The following is a 14,266-nucleotide window of genomic DNA, read 5'->3' on the forward strand; positions in this document are numbered from 1 at the left end:
GAGAATAAAGGAAGCTGAAAATGAGCCATATCCCGAGCGAACTTAAATATGCCACCTCCCACGAGTGGATCCGTGTCGAAGCCAACGGTGAGGCCGTGGTGGGCATCACAGAGCACGCCCAGGAGCTCTTGGGTGACATGGTGTTCGTCGACTTGCCCGAGGTGGGCAAACAGGTGAGCGCCGGTGACGACTGCGCCGTGGCCGAGTCGGTCAAGGCCGCCTCCGACATCTACTCCCCGGTGAGCGGTGAGATAGTTGCCATCAACGAGGAGCTGGAAGGTAGCCCTGAGCTGGTCAACTCCGATCCCTACGGCGCCGGCTGGCTGTTCCGCATCAAGCTGGACGACGCCGGCGAGCTGGCCAACCTGCTGGATGCCGACGGCTACCAGGGCGTGGTGGACGAAGCCTGATGAACGGAGGCCCTGCCAGTGCGGGGCCTTTTTGCATCAAGGCGGCATAGCCGCCCCGCATCATTGCGGCGCACGCCGCCTGTGTCTTGCGGCACCTAGAACATGAGCGAATGCCTGCCCGGCTGCGGCCGCGCGTGGGTAGAAATGACAAGGAAGAGAAGGGACATGACCCAATCGCTGTTTGAACTCGAGCAGAAGAGTGACTTTATCCGCCGCCACGTCGGCCCGGGTGAGGAGGAGCTGCGCGCCCTGTTGGCCGTGGTCGGCGCCGAGAGCCTGGACGATCTCATCGATCAGACCGTGCCGGCGGCCATCCGCCGCCCCGGCCCGCTCGGTATCGGGGCCTCCATGACCGAGGTCGAGGCCCTGGCCAAGCTCAAGGGCTACGCCGCCCAGAACACCATCGCCAAGAGCTACATCGGCATGGGTTACCACGACACCCACGTGCCCCACGTCATCTTGCGCAACGTGCTGGAGAACCCGGGCTGGTACACCGCCTACACCCCCTATCAGCCGGAGCTGGCTCAGGGCCGTCTCGAGGCACTGCTCAACTTCCAGCAGATGACCCTGGATCTGACCGGCATGGACCTGGCGAGCGCCTCCCTGCTGGACGAAGCCACCGCCGCGGCTGAAGCCATGGCGCTGGCCAAACGCACCGCCAAATCCAAATCCAACCTCTTCTTCGTCGCTGATGACGTGCACCCGCAGGTGATCGACGTGGTGCGCGAGCGCGCGGTTCACTTCGGTTTCGACGTGGTGGTGGGGCCGGCCGAGCAGGCCTGCGCCGAAGAGGTGTTTGGTGCCCTGCTCCAGTACCCGGGCAGCACCGGTCAGGTGCGCGATCTGCGTGCGCTTATCGCCGCCGTGCAAGCCCAGAAAGGGCTGGCCTGCGTCAGTGCCGACATCCTGTCGCTCCTGCTGCTCAAGTCTCCCGGTGAGTTGGGGGCCGATGTGGTGCTCGGCTCGGCCCAGCGCTTCGGTGTGCCCATGGGCTACGGCGGCCCGCACGCCGCGTTTTTTGCCACCCGCGACGCCCACAAACGCTCCATGCCGGGTCGTATCATCGGCGTCTCCAAGGATGCCCGTGGCAAGACGGCGCTGCGCATGGCCATGCAGACCCGCGAGCAGCACATCCGCCGCGAGAAGGCCAACTCCAACATCTGTACCGCTCAGGTGCTGCTGGCCAACATGGCGAGCTTCTACGCCGTCTACCACGGTCCGGTGGGGCTCAAAACAATCGCCTCCCGCGTCCATCGCCTGACCACCATCCTGGCCCTGGGGCTCAAGACCAAGGGCGTGGCGCTTGCCCACGACACCTGGTTTGACACCCTCACCGTCAAGACCGCCGACAAGGCTGCTCTGCTGGCTCGTGCCGAAGGGCTTGGCATCAACCTGCGCCGCGACCTCGATGGCGCCGTGGGCGTCTCTCTCGGTGAGACCACCACCCGCAGTGACGTGGCCGAGCTGCTGACCCTGTTCCTGGGGGCAGGCCATGGCCTGGACATCGAGGCCCTCGACAAGGCGGCTCAGGTCCATCACGCCATCCCGCAGGATCTGCTGCGCAGCGATGCCGTGCTGACCCACGAGGTGTTCAACCGCTACCACTCGGAAACCGAGATGCTGCGTTACATCCACCGCCTCGAGGCCAAGGATCTGGCGCTCAACTACGCCATGATCTCCTTGGGATCCTGCACCATGAAGCTCAACGCCACCGCTGAGATGATTCCGGTGACCTGGCCCGAGTTTGGCAAGTTGCACCCGTTTGCCCCGCTCGAGCAGGCCAAGGGGTACCAGCTGCTGCTGGCAGATCTTGAGGATTGGCTGGTGAAGGTGACCGGCTACGACGCGGTCTGCATGCAGCCCAACTCGGGTGCCCAGGGGGAGTACGCGGGTCTGCTTGCCATCAAGAAATACCACGAGTCCCGCGGCGAAGGGCATCGCGATGTGTGCCTCATCCCGGCCTCGGCCCACGGTACCAACCCGGCCTCGGCACAGATGGCGGGTCTCAAGGTGATCGTCACCGCCTGTGACAAGTCGGGCAACGTCGATCTGGCCGACCTGCGCGCCAAGGCCGCCGAAGTAGGGGATCGCCTCTCCTGCCTGATGGTGACCTATCCCTCGACCCACGGGGTGTACGAGGAGACCATCAAGGAGGTGTGCGACATCGTGCACCAGTACGGTGGTCAGGTGTATCTGGACGGCGCCAACATGAACGCGCAGGTGGGCCTCACCGCCCCGGGCTTTATCGGCGCCGATGTGTCGCACCTCAACCTGCACAAGACCTTCGCCATCCCCCACGGTGGTGGTGGCCCCGGCATGGGGCCCATCGGTGTCAAGCAGCACCTGGCACCGTTTGTGGCTGGCCACAGTGTCATCAAAACCGACAAGTCCAGTCGCGATAACGGGGCCGTTTCGGCTGCGCCGTTTGGCTCGGCCAGCATACTGCCCATCAGCTGGATGTACATCGCCATGCTGGGCGACGAGGGGCTCAAGAAATCCACTCAGGTGGCGATTCTCAACGCCAACTACCTGGCCAAGAAGCTCGGCGATGCCTTCCCTGTGCTCTATGCTGGTCGTAACGGCCGGGTGGCGCACGAGTGCATCTTGGATATCCGCCCGCTCAAAGAAGCGTGCGGCGTCAGCGAGATGGACGTGGCCAAGCGCCTGATGGACTACGGCTTCCACGCACCGACCATGAGTTTCCCGGTGGCGGGTACCCTGATGGTCGAGCCGACCGAGTCGGAGTCCAAGCGCGAGCTGGATCGCTTCGTCGAGGCGATGACGGCGATCCGCGCCGAGATTGCCAAGGTGGAGGCGGGGAGCTGGACCCTGGAGGACAACCCCCTGGTCAATGCCCCGCACACCCAGGACGACGTGATGGATGAGCAGTGGCACCGTGCCTACACCCGCGCCGAGGCGGTCTTCCCCTCTGCCGCCGTGCGTGCCGCCAAGCTGTGGCCGAGCGTCAATCGCATCGACGATGTGTATGGGGATCGCAACCTGTTTTGCGCCTGTGTGCCCCTGGAAGAGTACAAGGGGTAAGCGTGCAGGTCGGTTAACCTATCGGGCCTGAGTGCCCACTATGCACAGAGGGAGGCCATGGGCCTCCCTCTCGTTATTGTTCAGCATCGAGAGAGAACCCGCCTCCTGGCGAGTCTTGCATCCCGATAAATCGCACCATGCATAAGATGTGGCCCGCATGCGAATGGCCCCTTCGTCGCCTGCCCAAAGGTAGTATCACCAGCCCGTTAATGGTAAAGTCTCGCAGTTTTTGAGCTCTGCCAAGGCTCGCATTCCTTGGTGTGGAGTGGCACTTATCGGGAGCAATAAATGAGCAGTCTCGATAACGTACAGAGTAAAACACTGGTAAAAGGCAGCAGGTTGGGAGCTGTAACCCACGTGCGGTAGCCTTGTCTTCTTATCAATGTTTGTCTTTTTTTTGTTCTGTTTGGTGATCGGTCGCCTGAGCGGCACAGCGTCATACCCAAGCGTCTTTGATCAACGAGCAGGTCGCCCATAGCGGGCCATCGCCTGCCATCAGGCAGAGCCGAGAGCTTAACATTTCATCCTTCCTGACGTGGTTGAGTTACCCCATGAAAATCCTAGTCACCGGCGGTGCCGGTTTTATCGGCTCTGCCGTGGTTCGTCATATCGTTGGTCACACACAAGACGCGGTGGTTAATCTCGACAAACTCACCTACGCGGGTAACCTCGAGTCACTCGTTGATGTATCTACCAGCGATCGCTATGCCTTCGAGCAGGTGGATATCTGCGATCGCGCCGAACTGGATCGGGTGTTTGCACAGCATCAGCCCGATGCTGTGATGCATCTGGCGGCCGAGAGCCACGTTGATCGCTCTATCACTGGGCCGGCGGCGTTTATCGAGACCAATATCGTCGGCACCTATATGCTGCTTGAGGCGGCACGTGCCTATTGGAATGGTCTGGACGAGGTACGCAAGGCGGCCTTCCGCTTCCATCACATCTCCACCGACGAGGTGTACGGGGACTTGCCCCATCCGGATGAGGTCAGCGGCGACGACCCGCTGCCGCTCTTTACCGAGACGACTCCCTATGCACCGAGCAGCCCCTATTCCGCTTCCAAGGCGTCGAGCGATCATCTGGTGCGCGCCTGGCGCCGAACCTATGGCCTGCCAACCCTGGTCACGAACTGCTCCAACAACTATGGCCCCTATCACTTTCCCGAGAAGCTGATCCCGTTAGTTGTCCTCAACGCCCTGGATGGCAAGCCGCTGCCTGTGTATGGCAAGGGCGATCAGATCCGGGATTGGCTCTATGTGGAAGATCACGCTCGGGCGCTCTACAAGGTGGTCACCACGGGCGTGGTAGGGGAGACCTACAACATCGGTGGGCACAATGAGAAGCAAAATCTGGAGGTGGTGCATACCATCTGCGATCTGCTTGACGAGATGGTGCCTAAAGCCTGCTCCTATCGGGAACAGATCACCTATGTCGCCGATCGCCCTGGCCACGACCGCCGCTATGCCATTGACGCCAGCAAGATGAGCGCCGAGCTCGATTGGCAGCCGCAAGAAACCTTCGAATCCGGGATCCGCAAGACGGTGCAGTGGTATCTGGATAACCAGCAGTGGGTGGGCAACGTCAAGAGCGGTGCCTATCAATCCTGGATCGAGCAGAACTATGGGGAGCGTAGCTGATGCATATCCTGCTGTTTGGCAAAAACGGTCAGGTGGGTTGGGAGTTGCAGCGCTCGCTCGCCCCATTGGGCCGTATCACCGCCGTCGACTTCGACTCCACCGACTATTGCGGCGACTTTAGTAACCCGGCGGGGGTGGCCGAAACGGTACGGCTAGTCAAACCGGATGTGATCGTGAACGCGGCGGCGCATACGGCGGTCGACAAGGCCGAGAGCGAGCGTGAGTTTGCCGAGCTGCTCAATGCCACCAGCGTGGCGGCGATTGCCAGAGAAGCCCAAGTGCTGGGCGCCTGGCTGGTACACTACTCCACCGATTATGTATTCGATGGCAGTGGCGAACGTCCCTGGGTTGAAACCGATGCGACGGCTCCTCTCAACGTCTATGGTGAGACCAAGCTGGCAGGAGAACAGGCGGCAGCACTCTGCTCCCGTCATCTTATCTTCCGCACCAGCTGGGTCTATGCCGCCCGTGGCGCTAACTTCGCCAAGACCATGCTGCGTTTTGGTAAAGAGCGCAGCGAGATGTCGGTCATCAATGATCAATTCGGCGCACCGACCGGTGCCGAACTGCTGGCCGATTGCACGGCTCACGCGATCCGTGTTGCGCAAGCGAGGCCGCAGGTCGCCGGGCTCTATCATCTGATTGCCTCGGGTACCACCACCTGGTTTGACTATGCACAGCTGGTGTTTAGCAAGGCCAAAGAGGTAGGGGTTGAGCTTGCAGTCACACGTGTCAATGCGGTACCGACCAGCGCCTTCCCCACCCCCGCCAAGCGTCCTCACAACTCGCGACTGGATACGACCAAGTTCCAGCAAACCTTTGATCTGGTGCTGCCAGATTGGAGTGTGGGTGTGGAGCGGATGTTGACCGAGATCCTCGCCACATAGGGATCAATGTCGCCGCACTCAGTGAATGTACAGCTGACTGATAGGGATAAAAGTGACGGGGTGGCAGCAGGCCCCCTTATCTCGCAATTAAATAGAAGAAATTGAGCACCATGACCCAACGTAAAGGCATTATTCTGGCCGGAGGCTCCGGCACCCGTCTCTATCCTGTCACCATGGCCGTGAGCAAGCAGCTGCTGCCTATTTACGACAAGCCGATGATCTACTATCCGCTGAGCACCCTGATGCTGGCCGGCATTCGTGACATCCTCATCATCAGCACACCGCAAGATACTCCCAGATTCGAACAGTTGCTGGGTGATGGCAGCCAATGGGGCCTGAACCTGCAATACAGGGTGCAGCCGAGCCCGGACGGGTTGGCTCAAGCCTTTATTCTGGGAGAGGAGTTCATCGGTACCGACCCCTGTGCTCTCGTGTTGGGTGATAACATCTTCTATGGCCATGACTTGCAGAAACAGCTTGAGGCGGCAGCAGCCAAAGAGAGCGGTGCCACCGTCTTTGCTTATCACGTACATGACCCTGAGCGTTACGGGGTAGTGGAATTTGATAAACAGGGAACAGCTATCTCCTTGGAAGAAAAGCCCCTAGAGCCCAAGAGCAATTACGCCGTTACCGGCCTCTATTTCTACGACAACAGTGTGGTGGAGATCGCCAAAGGCCTGAAGCCTTCGGCGCGCGGTGAATTGGAGATCACCGATGTGAACCGTATCTACCTGGAGCAAGGCAATCTGTCGGTGGCGATGATGGGCCGCGGTTATGCCTGGCTCGATACTGGTACCCATGAGAGCCTGATTGAAGCGAGCAACTTTATTCAGACCATTGAGACTCGTCAGGGATTGAAAGTCGCGTGTCCGGAAGAGATTGCCTATCGCAAGAAGTTCATTGACGCAGAGCAAGTGAAAAGCCTGGCGGCGCCACTTGCGAAGAATGCCTATGGCCAGTATCTGCTAAAGCTCATCGCCAGAGCCTGACGCATTCAATAGATACGCAGGCTTTGGTTCATGTCTCTCTAGCATCATAACGTGTGGGTAATCCAATGAATGTAATTAAGACCTCTATTCCTGACGTGCTCATCTTTGAGCCGCGTGTATTTGGTGATGACAGAGGTTTCTTCTTCGAAAGTTTCAATCAAAGAGTCTTTGAAGAGGCGGTCGGGCGTGCGGTGGAGTTTGTCCAGGATAACCACTCACGCTCGAGTCAGGGCGTGCTGCGTGGGCTCCATTATCAGCTGGCCCCGCATGCACAAGGGAAATTGGTGCGTTGTGTCGCCGGTGAAGTGTTTGATGTCGCGGTGGATATCCGAAAAGACTCGCCAACCTTTGGGCAATGGGTGGGCGTGAACCTCAGCGCACAAAACAAGCGACAGTTGTGGATCCCGGGAGGGTTTGCCCATGGTTTTCTCACTCTGAGTGAACACGCCGAGTTTCTCTACAAGACCACCGATTACTATCAGCCCACCGCTGAACGCAGCATCTTGTGGAACGATGCCACCTTGGCCATTGCCTGGCCCGAGATCGCGACGTCTCCAACCCTGTCGCCCAAAGATGCGCTTGCTGCTGCGTTCAATGACGCGGAGCTCTGTTAATGATTGCGCTCTTCGGGTCCGCTCTTGAACACAAGTCGCTTATCCGTGATTTGGTGATCAGAGACATTAGTGCCCGCTATAAGGGAACACTGTTAGGCATGGTGTGGGCATTACTCAATCCCTTGTTAATGCTTGGACTCTATACGTTCTTCTTTACCCTGATCCTCAAATCGAAGTGGGGCGTTGGCGATACGCAGGCTAACTATGGTCTGATGTTGTTCTGCGGATTGATTGTCCACGGGTGGATGGCTGAGGTCCTATCCAGGTCCCCGGATTTACTGTCTTCCAACCGAAACTATGTAAAAAAGGTCGTCTTCCCGTTAGACACCCTGGTGTGGATCACCGTTCTCTCCTCTCTCTTTCAGGTATTTCTCAGCCTCGTTTTGCTGTGTCTGTTGGCATTACTCATGGGCAACGGCCTATCCTGGACGTTCTTTTTATTGCCGTTAGTACTGCTGCCACTGTTTGCACTGTTATTGGGGTTAGGATGGTTTGTTGCCTCTCTGGCCGTCTATTTTCGTGATATTGGCCAGTTTATGGGGAGTTTCCTGACGCTGCTGCTCTTTACCAGTACCGCGTTTTTCTCCCTGGAAACAGCACCAGAGGTGATTCGCTCATTTCTCCTCTTTAACCCACTGACCATCATCATGGACTCGCTACGGGATGTACTGATCTTGCATCGACAGCCCGATTGGCGCTTGCTGGCTGTGCATGCGGTCGTCTCTTTCTCTGTGATGTGGCTTGGATACCGCTGGTTTAATAAAACCAAGGCCGGATTTGCCGATGTTTTGTAGGACGTGTCATGAAGATTGGTGAGAGACTGATCGCCAAAGGGGCGATCGGGCGCGAAGACTTAGAGCGAGCCCTGGAAGTACAACGTCAGGCCGGTGGACGCCTGGGCTCCATCCTGGTCAGGATGGGTGCTGTCTCTGAAGATGCGGTATTGCGATCGCTGTCAGAGCAGTTGGGCTATCCCTGTGTCGAGCCTGCCCACATGCCGGCCCCCTTGGATATCTATCAATGCCTGCTGCCTCTGCCAGTCAGGCTGGAGTGGTGGCTCGATAACGATGCCCTGTTGTGGGAGGTGGACGGTCAGCTGCAGCTGGTTGCAAAAGACCCGTTAGAGACGCAGCTGCAGGATCTCATCGCCTATCTGTTTGCGGGGCGCCCGGTGCAGTACTGGCTGGCTCGAACCCAGGACATCGACACCCTGGTGGACCAAGTCAGGCGTGAGAGTGCCGTCACCGACCTGTTCAGTAACAGCGAGCATTCGTTGCAGGCGTTGATCGAAGAGGCGCCGGTCGTGGAGCTGGTCAATAACCTGCTGGCACAGGCTGTCGACAGCGGTGCATCCGATATTCACGTTGAGCCCGAAGAGCTGCGCTTCACGGTACGCATGCGGGTCGACGGTGTGCTTCATACTCATATGGTGCAACCGGCCGAGCGTTACCCGGCGATAGGGTCACGGATCAAGCTGATTGCCGGATTGGATATTGCCGAGAAGCGCTTGCCACAGGATGGCCGTATCACCTTGCGCCTGAGTGGCCAGGATATGGATATCCGTGTTTCGACGGCACCGGGTGTTCATGGTGAGTCGATCGTGATGCGTCTGCTGCCCAAGAACAGGGGAACGCTGTCGCTGGAAAAACTCGGGTTTGAGCCTGACCATCTCAGTTTGCTGCACAGCTGGTTGGCGTGTCCCAACGGGATCGTGTTGGTCACAGGCCCGACGGGCTCCGGTAAATCCACCACGCTCTATGCCGCGCTCGAAGCCATGCGCGATGGCAGCAACAAGATCATCACGGTAGAAGACCCTGTTGAGTATCAAGTCTCGGGTGTGACCCAGATCCAGGCGCACAACGAGATTGGTTACACCTTTTCCCGTGCACTGCGTGCCATCTTACGTCAAGACCCCGACACCATCATGATCGGTGAGATCCGGGACCTGGATACGGCGCAGATTGCCATCCAGTCAGCCCTGACGGGTCACTTGGTGCTCTCTACCTTGCACACCAACGATGCCGCTTCTGCCTTTACCCGATTGGTTGACATGGGGCTTGAGCCCTTCCTGGTGGCGGCGTCGGTGCGTGGTGTTCAGGCACAGCGGCTGGTCCGTCGCCTCTGTGAGCAGTGTGCCGTCGAGGACGACCATCCGCTCTTGCCACAGGGGTGGTCAAGCAGCCAACCGGCGTTTGCTGCCGCCAATTGGAAGAAGGCGGTGGGATGCCCGCACTGTCATCACACCGGCTATCGCGGGCGGTTGGGGATCTATGAGCTCGTTGCCCTGGACGGTGAGTTGCAACAGCTGGTCAACCGGCAGGCCCCCTTGCAGGAGATCAAGTCGCTGATCCGGCAACAAGGCCAGCGGACACTGTTTGAAGATGGTCTGATCAAGGCCAGCAGGGGATTAACCAGCATTGAAGAGGTGATGCGGGTCGCCTATGTGGAACACGACTGATGATTTTCCGATATGAAGGCGTAGACGCGCAGGGCAACAGCCTGAAGGGAGAGCTGGACGCAGTCCATCGTCATGCGGCACTGCGCCAGCTCAGTGACAAGGGGGTCATCGTCATTGAGCTCAGCGAGCAGGCGGCCGTGGCGCGCGCGCCCTGGTTTACCCCTCGCCTGACGCGTGCTCAGTTGCTGCAGGCTCTGCATGAGTTGACCACCCTGATCACCTCAGGGGTGACCCTCTCCGAGGGGATCGATGCGCTGATTGAGGGGGGACACCATCCTCAAATTGAGCAGGCATTTCGCACCATGGGCAGGGCTTTGCAGCAGGGGGAGAGTTTTTCCGCCGCCCTTGCCCAGAGCAAGCTACCGCTGCCCGACTACCTGTTTCATCTGGTGAGGGCGGGTGAAGCTACCGGCGAGTTGGGTGAGGCGCTGAGCCGAGCCTTGGAGAAAATGCAGTTTGACCAACGCACCGGCAATGAACTGCGTAATGCCCTGACCTATCCCATCGTGCTGGTGCTGGCAGGCCTGTCGGCGGTCGTGTTGATGTTTGCCGTGGTGGTGCCGAAATTCACCGGCATGTTGGGCCACGGTAAGGTGACGCTGCCCTGGTTGGCCGACATGGTGCTCTCGACGGGGGAGTGGTTTAACGCCAACTGGGATCTATTGCTCATCGCACTCACTCTCTGTGTGGCAGGTCTTGCCCTGGCGCTGCGCTCGCGCGATGTGCGCCAGCGTCTGCTCAACGGCGTGTCACGCCTGCCCGTGGTGGGGGAATGGCTCTACCAAAGCGATGTCGCAAGCTGGTCTTATACCCTGGCGGCCATGCTGGGATCCCGGGTCGAGTTACTGCAGGCACTCGAGTTATCGCGCGGCTCTTTTCGTATCCCGTTTCGCCAGCGTGGGATGGGGGAGGTGATCCGCCTGGTGCGCTCGGGCAAGAGCCTGTCGGAGGCTCTCGCCGAGACCCGGCTGATCGCTCGGTCCGGGGTCAATCTGGTGCGGGTCGGCGAGAAGAGTGGCCGCCTTGCCGAGATGTTCTCCTCGCTGGCCGCCATGTATGAAGAGAACAGCAAGAACCGCATCAAGAAGGTGCTTGCGTTGATCGAGCCCCTTGCCATTCTGCTGATTGGCTCTATCATCGGCGTCATTATTCTTGGCATCATCCTGGCCATCACCAGTGTGAATGAGATGGCCGTCTAGTTAATCTGAGGACTCTCCATGCAATCCCAACGTTTCTCCCGCCATCAAGGCGGTTTTACCCTGATCGAGCTCTTGGTCGTGCTGGTTATTCTGGGCATGCTGGCCGGTTTGGTGGGCCCGCGCCTCTTCTCCAACGTGGATAAATCCAAAGTCAAGACGGCAGAGACTCAGGTCAAGATGCTGCGCGGGGCCTTGCAAACCTATCGCCTGGATGTGGGGAGTTATCCCACTACAGAGCAGGGCCTCGTCTCTCTGATGAAGGCTCCTGCCGATGTGCCGAGCTGGCAGGGACCCTATCTGGAAGATCAACTGCCCAAAGATCCCTGGGGCCGTGACTACGTCTACAAGAGCCCAGTCAGCAACCTGCAAGGTTTCGCCCTCTACTCCCTCGGTGCCGATGGCAAGGAAGGGGGGGACGGTATGGATGCAGAAGTCGGCATATTGGAGAAGTAAGCATGCCGCAACGGGGTTTTACCCTGCTTGAGCTGCTTGTGGTACTGGTGCTGGTGGGCATGATAACGGGGATGGTTGGTCCCCGTTTTATCGATCTCGCCGAACGTCTGCGTCATCGCAATGAGTGGCAGACACTGCAGCAACGCATCAATGGTTTGCCAATGGAAGTGCAACTGACCGGACAACCCATGGTGTTGCAGGCGTTGCCATTGACACTACCAGCTGGCTGGCAGCTCAAAACGGAGCGACCGGTACGCTATCTGCCCAATGGCGTTTGCCTCGGCGGGCAATTGCAGCTGCTGCAAGACGACGAGGTGAAGCGTCGGATCGCGCTCACTCCTCCCTATTGCCAATGGGAGGGGCGGGCATGGTGAAGCAGCAAGGTTTTTCGTTGCTCGAGGCCATCGTCGCCTTGACCATACTGGCCGGCGCATCGATGGCGCTGTTTGGGTGGATTGGGGGAAGCCTCAGGCAACTCAACCGCTCGGAGTTCTATATCGAGTCAACGCCAGCGCTGACCAGCGCACTTGAATACCTGAAGTTTCAAGACTTGGCCTCAAGACCTTCGGGTGATTTTGTCAGTGGCGATCTGTTGGTGCATTGGCAGGCGGTTGCGATTGAAAAGGATGTTGCCGGCGTTCAGGGCAGTAACTTCTTGCTCTCGCTCTATGATGTCGAGTTACAGGTCCGCAAGGGGCAACAGAGCCTACCGCCCCTGAAGACCCGTGTTGTCAATTATCACCGCCTGCCCGGTGTGGCTGAGAGCCAAGATGTCAATTAGCTACCAACGGGGGATGACCCTGCTCGAGTTGCTCGTGGTGATGGTTTTGCTGGCCGTCATCTCGACCCTGCTAATGCAAGGCCTGTCCGTTGCGCTGTCGACCTATGAGAAGGTCCAGCGACGGCAGTATGAAGGCGTGCCACGCATGTTGGCTTCCGCTTGGTTTGTTCAGTCGGTCGCGGCGATGGAGGCCAGGTTGGATGCAGACGCTCAGTTTAAAGGGAATGCGTCGAGCATGAGTGGAATGTCACACTCCGCTCTGGTGAGCCGTAATGGACAGGTACAACCTGTGACGTGGCGAATCAATCAGATGCCCGATGGCCGGGTCGCACTGCAATATGAGCAGCCGGGCATTGCCTGGACTTTGGCGCAGTGGCCAGCGGGTACCAAGGCACAGTTTCTCTATCGCGATCACGATGGCACTCCGCAGACTCTCTGGCCCCCCTCCGAGAAGCTGGCCTCTCTGGTACCCGATGGCCGAGTACCCTCTGCCGTGCTACTGGAAGTGGCGCCGCCTTCTCGCCCTTCTTTACGTTGGTACGTCTCTCTTACAGGAAGACGTCTTCCCAGAATGGACTATCGAGACTTGTGATGTCGCATCGGCCCATCAACAAAAAAGAGCGGGGCTTTGTGCTGATCGCTGTGCTTGGTCTGCTCATGGTCATGAGTCTTGTTGCGGCCTTTGTCGCGGCATACGCCGAGCAGCGTACACGACAAGCCATCGTGTTGCGTCAAAGCTGGCAGGACAGGCTGGACCAGCAGTCAACCATAGCGACCCTGCTGCATCTGGTGGCTACCCGCCCAAGAGTCGCTCAGGGTTATGCGCTTTCCTCGCCCGGAGATCTGCGTCTGGCCGAGCGAAATGTGCCGGCGCTCGCTGCCGACAGCCGTGTCTATCAGGGGATCGGCAAGAGTCGCTTCGCGATTCAGGACGAAGGGGCGCTGCTTAGCCTGCTCGACCCAGATCGTGGCCGTTGGCACGCCCTGCTCAAAGGGAGAGGGCTTGCCCCCATCGAAGCCGATCGCGTGCTCGACCTGCTCCTTGACTACACGGATCAGGATGACTTGCGACGACTCAATGGTGCCAACGACGCGGACTATCTGGCGAGAGGCCTGCTCAAGCCAAGTCACCGCCTGATGGTTGGCCCCGGGGAATTTTTCAACCTGCTCGAGGCCAATCAGTGGTCTTGGGCACCGGCATTGTTGCCTTTGCTAACCGCCCGAAGTGGTCAGTTACTCAATCTCAACACCATGCCCCTTGAGTTACTCGAGTCATTAAATGGAATCGACAGCGCGACGGCTGCGCTGATGGTGTCGCAGCGCCAGCAGCAGCCTTTTTCATCTCTCGCCGATGCCAACACCAGAGTGGGTAAAATTCTGCCCATCGTCGATGAGCAAGTACCTGGTATTGTCTCAATCTATACCCGGTTGATGGTGTGGAGTGGCGGCGACAACCAGTGCAGACAGCAAAAATGGATTGGGATATCATTGTCGCCCTCTTCAGCACAGGCGCCTTGGGAAATAGATTATGCCTTTACCTTTGACCATGAGCAGAGTTGTGGAGCGCCTCAGTCGTTGGTGGTGGCACCGTTATTCCCAGCCCCAGTGGCGGGTTGATCGCCTCACTGTCACTGCCCAGCGATATCCAGGCTGGCGACCACGGGTCATCGTCGCTCGCTCTCTGTGTCTCTATTACTGCTGGGATCTCAACTCAGTCCCTCTCAGCCGCCGTCCTAAAGCGTTGCAGCAACAGGTTTCGCTACACTCGCCCTTCTTGTCGCCCGGCTATCAGGTGC

14 protein-coding genes are annotated in these 14,266 nt (G+C 58.8%); all 14 read left to right on the forward strand.

The window, feature by feature from the left end; all coding sequences use genetic code 11:
* The first annotated feature begins 20 nt into the window (after positions 1-20).
* Positions 21-410 carry a glycine cleavage system protein GcvH gene (gene gcvH / locus BN1121_RS17805; protein WP_005349954.1) on the forward strand — a complete coding sequence of 130 codons (390 nt, stop codon included), beginning with the start codon at positions 21-23 and terminating at the stop codon, positions 408-410.
* A 165-nt stretch (positions 411-575) separates the two neighbouring features.
* A complete protein-coding gene (gene gcvP, locus BN1121_RS17810) occupies positions 576-3,452 on the forward strand; it encodes an aminomethyl-transferring glycine dehydrogenase (protein WP_005349953.1) in 2,877 nt (958 codons plus the stop codon).
* A gap of 551 nt (positions 3,453-4,003) precedes the next feature.
* Complete coding sequence (gene rfbB / locus BN1121_RS17815) at positions 4,004-5,089, forward strand: dTDP-glucose 4,6-dehydratase (RefSeq protein WP_005349952.1); 1,086 nt, start codon at positions 4,004-4,006, stop codon at positions 5,087-5,089.
* Positions 5,089-5,976 carry a dTDP-4-dehydrorhamnose reductase gene (gene rfbD / locus BN1121_RS17820; RefSeq protein ID WP_005349951.1) on the forward strand — a complete coding sequence of 296 codons (888 nt, stop codon included), beginning with the start codon at positions 5,089-5,091 and terminating at the stop codon, positions 5,974-5,976. Before rfbB ends, rfbD begins: the two co-directional genes overlap by 1 nt.
* A gap of 110 nt (positions 5,977-6,086) precedes the next feature.
* Positions 6,087-6,965 (forward strand): glucose-1-phosphate thymidylyltransferase RfbA, encoded by an 879-nt coding sequence (gene rfbA, locus BN1121_RS17825; protein ID WP_005349950.1) that lies wholly within the window; start codon positions 6,087-6,089, stop codon positions 6,963-6,965.
* A gap of 65 nt (positions 6,966-7,030) precedes the next feature.
* Positions 7,031-7,579, forward strand: coding sequence for a dTDP-4-dehydrorhamnose 3,5-epimerase (gene rfbC, locus BN1121_RS17830; RefSeq protein WP_005349949.1), 549 nt, complete (start codon positions 7,031-7,033; stop codon positions 7,577-7,579).
* Positions 7,579-8,373: an ABC transporter permease gene (locus BN1121_RS17835; protein ID WP_005349947.1), complete on the forward strand. Its 795-nt coding sequence runs from the start codon at positions 7,579-7,581 to the stop codon at positions 8,371-8,373. The genes rfbC and BN1121_RS17835 overlap by 1 nt, the downstream gene beginning before the upstream one ends.
* A gap of 8 nt (positions 8,374-8,381) precedes the next feature.
* Positions 8,382-10,037, forward strand: a complete 1,656-nt coding sequence (locus tag BN1121_RS17840; RefSeq protein ID WP_005349930.1) for a GspE/PulE family protein — start codon at positions 8,382-8,384, stop codon at positions 10,035-10,037.
* Positions 10,037-11,236, forward strand: coding sequence for a type II secretion system F family protein (locus tag BN1121_RS17845; protein ID WP_005349929.1), 1,200 nt, complete (start codon positions 10,037-10,039; stop codon positions 11,234-11,236). The genes BN1121_RS17840 and BN1121_RS17845 overlap by 1 nt, the downstream gene beginning before the upstream one ends.
* An 18-nt stretch (positions 11,237-11,254) precedes the next feature.
* Complete coding sequence (gspG, locus tag BN1121_RS17850) at positions 11,255-11,689, forward strand: type II secretion system major pseudopilin GspG (RefSeq protein ID WP_005302859.1); 435 nt, start codon at positions 11,255-11,257, stop codon at positions 11,687-11,689.
* A 2-nt stretch (positions 11,690-11,691) separates the two neighbouring features.
* Positions 11,692-12,063 carry a prepilin-type N-terminal cleavage/methylation domain-containing protein gene (locus tag BN1121_RS17855; RefSeq protein ID WP_005349928.1) on the forward strand — a complete coding sequence of 124 codons (372 nt, stop codon included), beginning with the start codon at positions 11,692-11,694 and terminating at the stop codon, positions 12,061-12,063.
* Positions 12,057-12,470 (forward strand): PulJ/GspJ family protein, encoded by a 414-nt coding sequence (locus BN1121_RS17860; protein WP_005349924.1) that lies wholly within the window; start codon positions 12,057-12,059, stop codon positions 12,468-12,470. Before BN1121_RS17855 ends, BN1121_RS17860 begins: the two co-directional genes overlap by 7 nt.
* Entirely contained in the window at positions 12,460-13,062 is a 603-nt protein-coding gene (locus BN1121_RS17865; protein ID WP_005349923.1) for a prepilin-type N-terminal cleavage/methylation domain-containing protein, read from the forward strand. The genes BN1121_RS17860 and BN1121_RS17865 overlap by 11 nt, the downstream gene beginning before the upstream one ends.
* Positions 13,062-14,087 carry a type II secretion system minor pseudopilin gene (locus tag BN1121_RS17870; RefSeq protein ID WP_005349915.1) on the forward strand — a complete coding sequence of 342 codons (1,026 nt, stop codon included), beginning with the start codon at positions 13,062-13,064 and terminating at the stop codon, positions 14,085-14,087. The genes BN1121_RS17865 and BN1121_RS17870 overlap by 1 nt, the downstream gene beginning before the upstream one ends.
* The last annotated feature ends 179 nt before the right edge of the window (positions 14,088-14,266 follow it).

This window comes from Aeromonas diversa CDC 2478-85 (assembly GCF_000819805.1).
GTDB classification, from domain to species: domain Bacteria; phylum Pseudomonadota; class Gammaproteobacteria; order Enterobacterales; family Aeromonadaceae; genus Aeromonas; species Aeromonas diversa.

Bases quoted from the DNA above. Each gene is read 5' to 3' on its own strand.
- gcvP (WP_005349953.1), top strand. From the start codon at position 576: ATGACCCAATCGCTGTTTGAACTCGAGCAGAAGAGTGACTTTATCCGC.
- rfbB (WP_005349952.1), top strand. From the start codon at position 4,004: ATGAAAATCCTAGTCACCGGCGGTGCCGGTTTTATCGGCTCTGCCGTG.
- rfbC (WP_005349949.1), top strand. From the start codon at position 7,031: ATGAATGTAATTAAGACCTCTATTCCTGACGTGCTCATCTTTGAGCCG.
- gspG (WP_005302859.1), top strand. From the start codon at position 11,255: ATGCAATCCCAACGTTTCTCCCGCCATCAAGGCGGTTTTACCCTGATC.
- BN1121_RS17840 (WP_005349930.1), top strand. From the start codon at position 8,382: ATGAAGATTGGTGAGAGACTGATCGCCAAAGGGGCGATCGGGCGCGAA.
- BN1121_RS17835 (WP_005349947.1), top strand. From the start codon at position 7,579: ATGATTGCGCTCTTCGGGTCCGCTCTTGAACACAAGTCGCTTATCCGT.
- BN1121_RS17860 (WP_005349924.1), top strand. From the start codon at position 12,057: ATGGTGAAGCAGCAAGGTTTTTCGTTGCTCGAGGCCATCGTCGCCTTG.
- BN1121_RS17865 (WP_005349923.1), top strand. From the start codon at position 12,460: ATGTCAATTAGCTACCAACGGGGGATGACCCTGCTCGAGTTGCTCGTG.
- BN1121_RS17870 (WP_005349915.1), top strand. From the start codon at position 13,062: ATGTCGCATCGGCCCATCAACAAAAAAGAGCGGGGCTTTGTGCTGATC.
- rfbD (WP_005349951.1), top strand. From the start codon at position 5,089: ATGCATATCCTGCTGTTTGGCAAAAACGGTCAGGTGGGTTGGGAGTTG.
- BN1121_RS17855 (WP_005349928.1), top strand. From the start codon at position 11,692: ATGCCGCAACGGGGTTTTACCCTGCTTGAGCTGCTTGTGGTACTGGTG.
- gcvH (WP_005349954.1), top strand. From the start codon at position 21: ATGAGCCATATCCCGAGCGAACTTAAATATGCCACCTCCCACGAGTGG.
- BN1121_RS17845 (WP_005349929.1), top strand. From the start codon at position 10,037: ATGATTTTCCGATATGAAGGCGTAGACGCGCAGGGCAACAGCCTGAAG.
- rfbA (WP_005349950.1), top strand. From the start codon at position 6,087: ATGACCCAACGTAAAGGCATTATTCTGGCCGGAGGCTCCGGCACCCGT.